The organism is Arenimonas sp., assembly GCF_035312645.1.
Lineage (GTDB): Bacteria > Pseudomonadota > Gammaproteobacteria > Xanthomonadales > Xanthomonadaceae > Arenimonas.
Genome location: NZ_DATGBO010000059.1, coordinates 1 through 8069 on the forward strand (window position 1 = coordinate 1; position 8069 = coordinate 8069).

The window sequence follows — 8069 nt, forward strand, 5'->3', positions numbered from 1 at the left end:
AGAAGGGGGGCCGGGCACCAGCCAAACGCAATACGAAGTGCGAGATGCCGAAATTCCTGGTGCGGCCGCCGACCTGCTGGCGGCGATCAAAGCACTAAGCACCGCGTATTCGGCCGTCGCGACAGCGAGTGCGGCTGACAAGTCGACGGCGCAAGCGCCTTCGACACCGTACGCGACGACCAATGAAGGCGCTCCTGCAGATACCGGTGGCGAAGCGGCCGGCGGTGGCCCGCCAACGTCGGGCCAACCGGATCCGCCTTCACTCCCAGACGCAGTGAAGCGCTTTCAGGAGATGTTCCGTGCGACCACCGCGCAGCATCGGATTGCTCCGGGCGTGCTGGCGTTGTGCATGTCCGAGCGTAAGGGTGCGACAGGCGAGATCGAAGACAACGTGATCTATGGCCAGATAGCGCAGTATTTCGACACGGCCGACATGATGTTGGGCGGGATTCCAGTATCCAGCAATTCCCAACGGATGCGTGATGCGTTAGCCAGGTCGCTGTACGCGATCAATGATGACCTCCGCATCAATCTTCAGGACACGCCGGAAGTTCGCGCCGCTGTTTGGGCGGGGCGTGACGATCGTAGCGGTTCCTTGGAGCCACTTCTGGCCGATCAGTTGCTAGAGCGCGTGCGCGCCGACATCGTGTCGACGGCACACGAAAGTGGGGACGAGGCCGAAGTGATGCGGGCCGCGTTTGCGGTCGCAGTACTCAACGGCTTCTTGCGTAGCGCCGATGCCCGCGACCTCGTGCGCGCGGCCCGGCTTGCAAAGGCCGAGCGTGCCATGGCCGACACCGACAAAGGGGTCGCGACGCTGTCCCTGATCGGTTTGCTGGTGCCCCCCATCGGGAGGGTGACCCAGCTGATTGCGTTGTACTCGCTATACGGCCATGCGATGAACCAGTTGGTGGCGATCGCCTCGATCAATGCCGTGATGGACGTAGCCGCACTCGATGCCTTGCTGGCTGACGACGCAGCATCCTTCGGCACGACCCTGGCCAGTAAGCCGCGCGCCGACGACATCCTAGGTCAGATCCTCGCTGAGACAGGGCTGTCGTTGGTGCAAGCGCATGCCATCAACACATTCCTGCCGTCCTTGGGGTTGGCCATGCAAGTGGTTACCGATGTCGACACCCTCACCGGCCCGGACTCCGATGGCAACCAATAATCCAAAGCCAAAAGGAAAATCCGTTGGCAAGCGACGCAGCGACCCGTTGGTCAAGGGCGCGCGCGTCCGCGTCGCAGATGATCTGCGGAAATTGATGGTCGATGTACGTGGCGACCAGGCATCTCGCAAGGTGCTGGATACGGCCTTGAAGAAATTGCGCCTCGATCCCGCTGAGGCAGCCGCCTTTGCTGCCAATCTGCGACAAATCGCGAAAGGTGGCGGGGAGGCCAAGTCCTTGCGGGCCATGCTGGGCGAAGGCCCGGTGCCCGGCAGGCTGCCGCGTCCCACGGCGGTTGCAGCGGAGAGCGCATCTGCCACGTCGCTCGAGCCTTTTCCCAGTGAGTTCCGCCTGCTCGCCGAAGCCACGCGGACCGTGCGGGGAAAAACCGAGAAGGTCATGACGCAGGCGTCGGAAGATGGGGCGAAACGATTGGGCTTCACGCTTCCCGAGCTGTATCAGTACATGTACGGAGTTCTGTCGCGACAAGTGGTGAAGCGCGATGGTCATGCCGGACAGCAATACAACATCTTTGGTGTCATATCGGAAATCGGACTCCACAACGCACCGGGCGTCCAGTCGGCCGAAGAGCAGGCCGTGGCGGCTGCCCTGCGCGAGATGAACGTAACGCCCCAAGCGCTTCCCGCCGACGTTGGCAAGCTGCCCATCCCGCGCGTGGGCGACTTCCCGCCGCCACCGACACCAATCATGGAGACCATGGCCGATGTGGCGGCATTGGTGATGCGGCATCGCCCGGCGCAGGGCATCCTGGATTTGGAGCTGCGCAATGTCCGCGATAGCGGTGGCCAACTCGTCACGGACCGCTTGCGCGGATTGCTCAATCTTCGCAAGTCGCCCCCAGAGTTCATCATCGTCTCGATTGGCGAGGCCAAATCGCAAAGCGGTGCCGGGAAGATCATGGGGCAATTGGTCGAAGATATGCCCCGGTTGCTAAAGGGCTTCCGGGCGCCCGTCGACGGACAAGGCGCGCCCACGGCATTCGATGCGATGCAGGTGCGCTTCGGTCCGCAACTGGTCGTCGCCTGGCTTTCGGAAAAAGCGCCTCCGAAAGGGCATGTCGACAGCCTGAATCGTGAAATCGCAAAGGTGATGCGCGGCCGCCGCCGAGATGTGCCGAAGGTTAGCCAAGTGGCGGTGCCGCCGCAGCGAACTTACGACGACGCACGAATCATCGCGAACGAATTCCAGGCGGCGTTGAAGGCCTTGTCGGCGAAATCTGGCGGTCGCTGAATCGACGAAGATTTGGCGACGGCCGAACTACTTGCTTGAAGGCGAACAGGGCCTGATGAGTGGAAAATATTCGCGGTGCATTCCCTGATTGACCGGTAGGGAATGTCCGTCAGGCAGGCGATTTCAGGCGTAGTGCGGGTTGTGGAGTTGCCGAAAAAAGCCGATTTTCGGGAAATACCCAGTTCTTTTCCCAGAAACCACGGAAAAGGCACAGAGAGAAGTTAACCCTGGACTGCATCCACCACCATCCCGCGGAATTCAAGAAGAGCCATCAAGAAGGCTCACATCTTTTGGTCGATGGTTCGAATCCATCGCCATCACCATCCCGCGGAATTCAAGAAGAGCCATCAAGAAGGCTCATATCTTTTGGTCGATGGTTCGAATCCATCGCAACTCAAATTTCCGAGCTTCTTTTCGCTGCTGCGCAGATCGCGTCTGGTGCGAATCCAGAGCACCGGCAACCGATTCGCTTTGAATAAATCGCCAGTCCCGCCTGCCGGCGGATCGAACTCGTCGGCCGGCAGCGGATGTTTCCCTCACTTTGTCAGCGGTGGCCCCGGCAATCCACTCAGCACCGCATCGGGTGTCGGCGGACTGCGGCCGTAGGTCATGCCGGCGCCGCGCTGATCTCACTGCACCAGCGTGAAGTCCTTGCTCCACGCGCCATACACCGCGTCCGAGTAGGGGCTGAGTGGATTGCCGGGGCCGCCGCTGATGAACAGGATGATCGGATTGGCGCAGTTGTCGCCCTTCACGGTGACCCATTGCTCGATGCCGCCGATCGCCACGAATCCTTCTTCATGCACGGGTTGCGTGCTGCCGCGGCGGCATTGCTCGACCACCGCTTCGCCGCGTTTCGCGCCAGCGGCCTGGGCAGAGCTGCATAGCGACAGCAGCAGCAACGCAGCGAAAAAATATCGGGTCATGGTATTGAAGGTTCCGTTCGCGGCGAGGATGTCGCCTTGAGCCATCCTCAATGCTGCGACTGTTTCGCGTATGCGCCAAAGGTGTCGGATCGCCCTCGGTCGCGAGAACGCTTGTCATGAGGTGCTGACGGCAAAGTCGTCGCGATGATTTCCACTTCTTCCGTCGGCCGCCCGCACCTCGCGCAGTGCCGCCAGCATGGCTTCGCCATAGCGCTGCAGATTGCTGCTGCCGACGTCATTGATCTGGCCGGGTTCATCGGGATTCCCGGGTCGTTGCATCGCCGATCGCGATGCCATCGTCCGGCCCGCGTAACCATCCGCCTTCGTCGGGCGAATAGGGTTCTGACGATCGTCCGATCGTCATCGTCCCTTCGAAGGAGTTGCACATGAATACCCAGAACATCAATCGGCTCTCTGGTGCCGCGCTGGCCGTGATGGCTGCAGGCCTCGCCAGCCACGCCGCGCCTGGTCTTGCCAAGACCAAGTTAGCCAGCGGCGGTTCCGTGGAGCTGGTCCATTGCGCTGGCGTCAATTCCTGCAAGGGCCACAACGACTGCAAGACCGCGACCAATGCCTGCAAAGGTCAGGGCTCATGCAAAGGCCAGGGTTTCGTCGCCGCGCCCGCGAAAGCCTGCGCAAGTCTCGGCGGCAAAGTCATCGATCCGCAGGTGAAGGTCGCGGTCGCGACGACGAATTTCGTGCATTGCATGGGCGCGAACGTCTGCAAGGGCCACAACGACTGCAAGACCGCGACCAATGCCTGCAAGGGCCACGGCGAATGCAAGGGCAAGGGCTTTGTGGCGCTGCCTGCGGCGACGTGCAGCAATGTCGGCGGTACGGTCGGCTGATGCTGCCTCCGGGAACCGTGCCGGCTGTTCGGGGCGCCAGGGTCGAGGCCCGGGCGCCCCGTCCATGGCTTGGTTTCGGCCTGGGCCTGCGAACGGAATATTTCGACGACGTGCTCCAGGGCGCGCCCGCGATCGACTGGCTGGAGGTCAACACCGAGAACTTCATGGTCGCGGGAGGCAAGCCGCGCGCCTACCTGACGGCGATGCGCGAGAACTATCCCATCGTCCTGCACGGCGTTTCGATGTCGATCGGAAGCGTCGATCCGCTGGACTGGCGCTATCTTGCGGCGCTGAAGCGGCTCGCGCAGGAAATCGAACCGGCCTGGATTTCGGATCACTTGTGCTGGACCGGCGTGGATGGCGTCAACAGCCACGATCTGCTGCCCTTGCCCTATTGCATCGAAGCAGTCGACCACGTGGTGGCTCGCGTGCAGCAGGTGCAGGATTTTCTCGGGCGCGAAATCCTTCTCGAGAACCTCAGTGCCTACGTGCAGTTTTCGCAGTCGAGCATGCCGGAATGGGAATTTCTGCGTGAAGTCGCCCTGCGCAGTGGCTGCCGGCTATTGCTCGACGTCAACAACATCGTGGTCAGCGCCCGCAACCAGGGTTTCGATCCGTCGAACTATTTGCGTGGGTTGCCGGCCGATCACGTCTGGCAAATCCATCTTGCCGGGCATACCGACTATGGCAGCTACGCCATCGACACCCACGACCATGCCATCGGCGCGGCGGTGTGGGCGTTGTACGAGGAAGCCATCGGGCTGCTCGGTCCGGTCAGCACCATGATCGAGCGCGATGATCACTTGCCGCCCTTGCGCGAACTCATCGCGGAACTCGAGCTCGCACGCATCGCCCATTCGCGCGCATTGGCACCGGCGAGGCTGATGGCGTGAACGACCTGGCCGGATTGCAGCGACGCTTCATGGCATCGATGACGCGACCCGATGATCGCGTTGTCGCCGATTTGCGCGCGGAAGGCGGCATCGACATCGGCTTGGGGATGCGCATCTACAGCCACGCCTACCAGGCACGACTGCGCGAAGTCCTCGGCAAGGACCATGTCGCGCTCTCCGGATACCTCGGCGATGCGCCATGGGATGAACTTTGCACTGTCTACATCGATGCGCACCCATCCCGGCATCGCTCGCTCCGGCAATTCGGCGATGCATTGCCGGATTTCCTCGCGCAGCAGCCATTGTTCAAAGCGAATCCCGAGGTAGCCGAGCTCGCCTGCTTCGAGCGCAGTCTGCTCGACTGCTTCGATGCGCCCGCTGCGCCACTGGCTACCTGGATGCAATTGCAGGATCTGCCTGCATCCGTCTGGCCGGAATTGCGCCTGCGTTTCGCGCCAAGCGTCCGGCACCTCGCGATGATCAGCAATGCTGTCGCGCTCTGGATCGCGCTGAAGGACGAACAGACACCGCCACGCGCGAACCTGACGGCGTCGGCGTGGTTGTGTTGGCGGGATGTCGCCCTGGTAACGCAGTTCCGCTCTTTGGATGACGAAGAAGCGGCGCTGCTCGCTCATTTCATCGCGGGCGGAAGTTTTTCCGATGCCTGCGAACTGCTTTTGACGTGGCATCCGGCGGCGGATGTACCGGCCCGCGCGGTTGCGCAGCTGGCGTGCTGGGCGGGCGAGGGTCTGGTTTCCGAATGGTGTGCGAGCCCGGCGTAACCTTTTCGCGTTCCCGGACGAATCAGTGGGGGAGTGGTTCACGCGGCGATTCACGCCGCGACCGTCTCGCACCCCCATTCCCGGAGAATCAGATGTCGTCCCGTATCCAGAAAGTGCTCGCCCCCTCGATTTCCCTCGCTGTCGCCCTCGGGGCCGCGCTCGCCACCAGCACGGCGTTTGCCGCCGATGGTCCGGCGGCCAAGAACACCGCCGCAGAAAAATGCTTTGGCATCGCCAAGGCCGGCCAGAACGGCTGTGCCGCCGGTCCCGGCACCAGTTGTGCCGGATCGAGCAAGAAGGACTTCGCTGGAAATTCCTGGAAACAGGTGCCGGGCGGAACCTGCACCACGATCGTGTCGCCCCGATCGCCGACGGGCCATGGACAACTGGTCGCGTTCAAGGAAGTCATCCCGGGCATGAAGCGCTGACCGGGTTTGTCCGGAAGATCGTGATGAACGGCAGCCTGTCCGGCATCGGATTTCATGGCCAGCATTTCGATGCGTTGCTCGCTGACAGCGACCCTCCCGCTTTCATCGAGGTGCATGCGGAAAACTACATGGGCGCCGGCGGCCGGCCGCACGCGCAGCTGTCGCGGCTGCGCGAATCGATGCCCGTGTCGTTGCATGGCGTCGGTCTGTCGCTCGGTGGTGCCAAGCCGCCCGATGCCGAACATCTGGCGCGGCTGGTTGCGCTCCACAGGCGCTATCAGCCGGCATCGGTGTCGGAACACCTGGCTTGGTCAACCCACGATGGAAGATTCTTCAATGATCTGCTGCCCGTGACCTACGACCTGGCCAGCCTGTATCGGGTCGACGAGCACGTCGACCAGGTGCAGGCGGCGCTGGGCCAGCAATTGTTGATCGAAAATCCCAGTCGCTATTTCGATCTTCCGGAAAGCGAGATGGAGGAGCCGGCATTCCTCGCGGCTCTGGTCGAACGCACCGGCTGCGGCTTGCTGCTCGACATCAACAATGTTTTCGTCAGCTGCGTCAACACCGGTCGCGATCCCCGGGCCTACCTCCGCGCGCTGCCCTTGCACGCCGTCCGGGAAATCCATCTTGCCGGTCATTCACGCGAGATCGACGGCGCCGGCCAGCCCGTGCTGATCGACAATCACGGAGCTCCGGTCGATGACGCTGTCTGGGCCTTGTATCGCGATGCGCTCGCGTTGACAGGTCCCATCGCCACCTTGATCGAGTGGGATTCGGATGTGCCTGCGTACGCCGTGCTGCGTTCGGAAGCCGTGCGGGCGCAGGATTGCCTGCGCGATGCGAGGGCCGTTTGAACGCTTTCACGAGGCAAGCTGCCTTCGCCGGCTGGCTGCGTCATTCGCCGTCGGTGCCGGGGCAGGCGGGCGCGCTTCCGGTCAACGGCGTCGATGCGTCGCGATTGGCCATACATCGCAACAACTTCGTCGCCAGCCTGGTCGATGCTATGGCAGAAGCCTTCCCGGTGACGCAGGCGATCGTGGGAGATGCATTCTTCCGCACCATGGCCCGGCAACGCGTACTCGCCGACCCGCCGCGCTCACCGATGATTGCGGGCTACTCCGACGGTTTTGCGCGTTTCGTTGCCGAGTACCCGGCAGCGGCTGCCGTTCCTTTCCTCGCACCGGTGGCACAACTCGAACGGCTTTGCCTGCAGGCGTTCCACGCGGCGGATGCGACCTCGGCTGCGCGCGAAGACTACGAAGTGCTTTGCAATGAACCTGCACGGCTCGGGCACACGTGTGTCCGCCTGCACCCGTCGGTGCGCTGGATGCGCTCGCGATACGCCATCCACAGTCTCTGGGCTGCGCACCAGGGATTGGCCGACATGTCCGCCGCCGACCTCGGCGGCATCGAATCGCGACGGCCGGAAGCGGCGCTGGTCGCGCGCCCCGCGCTCGATGTGGTCGTCGTGCTGCTGCCCGTCGGTGCCTGCGATTTCCTCGACGCCCTCATGGCCGGCGCAAGCCTGGAAACGGCAATGAACGATGCGCGCGCGGGCGCTCACGATGCCGACCCGACCGCGCTTTTCTCCCTGCTTGTCCGCTACGGGCTGGCGATCGAATTCATCGACAACCGAAAGGAATTCCAATGAACACTCCATCAAGGTTTCTCTATCCCGAGGCCAAGCTTGATTGGCTTGCGCGTCGCTCGCATGACCTGATCGCGATGCTGGCGCGGGTGGCGATGGCGAGTACCTTCTGGCTTTCTGG

At 62.7% G+C, this 8069-nt stretch carries 10 protein-coding genes; 8 read left to right on the plus strand and 2 right to left on the minus strand.

Going from position 1 to position 8069, the window contains the following annotated elements; translation table 11 throughout:
- On the plus strand, positions 1–1171 hold a 1171-nt coding region (locus VKM35_RS05330), incomplete at its 5' end, for a hypothetical protein (RefSeq protein ID WP_324319124.1).
- The gene (locus VKM35_RS05335) at positions 1158–2420 is read left to right on the plus strand and encodes a hypothetical protein (protein WP_324319126.1); all 1263 of its coding nucleotides are present in this window, start codon (positions 1158–1160) and stop codon (positions 2418–2420) included. The genes VKM35_RS05330 and VKM35_RS05335, both read left to right, overlap by 14 nt.
- Positions 2421–3049: 629 nt before the next feature.
- On the opposite strand, the gene VKM35_RS05340 is transcribed toward VKM35_RS05335, so the two are convergent.
- Complete coding sequence (locus VKM35_RS05340) at positions 3050–3346, minus strand: hypothetical protein (protein ID WP_324319128.1); 297 nt, start codon at positions 3344–3346, stop codon at positions 3050–3052.
- A 114-nt stretch (positions 3347–3460) separates the two neighbouring features.
- A complete protein-coding gene (locus VKM35_RS05345) occupies positions 3461–3625 on the minus strand; it encodes a hypothetical protein (protein ID WP_324319130.1) in 165 nt (54 codons plus the stop codon).
- Positions 3626–3732: 107 nt separating this feature from the next.
- On the opposite strand from VKM35_RS05345, the gene VKM35_RS05350 reads away from it, so the two are divergent.
- From VKM35_RS05350 to VKM35_RS05375, 6 genes are all read left to right on the plus strand, one after another.
- Positions 3733–4194: a hypothetical protein gene (locus tag VKM35_RS05350; protein WP_324319132.1), complete on the plus strand. Its 462-nt coding sequence runs from the start codon at positions 3733–3735 to the stop codon at positions 4192–4194.
- Positions 4194–5087 (plus strand): DUF692 domain-containing protein, encoded by an 894-nt coding sequence (locus VKM35_RS05355; protein ID WP_324319134.1) that lies wholly within the window; start codon positions 4194–4196, stop codon positions 5085–5087. Before VKM35_RS05350 ends, VKM35_RS05355 begins: the two co-directional genes overlap by 1 nt.
- Positions 5084–5869: a DNA-binding domain-containing protein gene (locus tag VKM35_RS05360; RefSeq protein WP_324319136.1), complete on the plus strand. Its 786-nt coding sequence runs from the start codon at positions 5084–5086 to the stop codon at positions 5867–5869. The genes VKM35_RS05355 and VKM35_RS05360 overlap by 4 nt, the downstream gene beginning before the upstream one ends.
- A 92-nt stretch (positions 5870–5961) precedes the next feature.
- Complete coding sequence (locus VKM35_RS05365; RefSeq protein WP_324319138.1) at positions 5962–6297, plus strand: DUF2282 domain-containing protein; 336 nt, start codon at positions 5962–5964, stop codon at positions 6295–6297.
- A gap of 23 nt (positions 6298–6320) precedes the next feature.
- On the plus strand, positions 6321–7154 hold the full coding sequence (locus VKM35_RS05370; RefSeq protein WP_324319140.1) for a DUF692 domain-containing protein: 834 nt from the start codon (positions 6321–6323) through the stop codon (positions 7152–7154).
- Positions 7151–7951, plus strand: a complete 801-nt coding sequence (locus VKM35_RS05375; RefSeq protein ID WP_324319142.1) for a DNA-binding domain-containing protein — start codon at positions 7151–7153, stop codon at positions 7949–7951. The genes VKM35_RS05370 and VKM35_RS05375 overlap by 4 nt, the downstream gene beginning before the upstream one ends.
- The last annotated feature ends 118 nt before the right edge of the window (positions 7952–8069 follow it).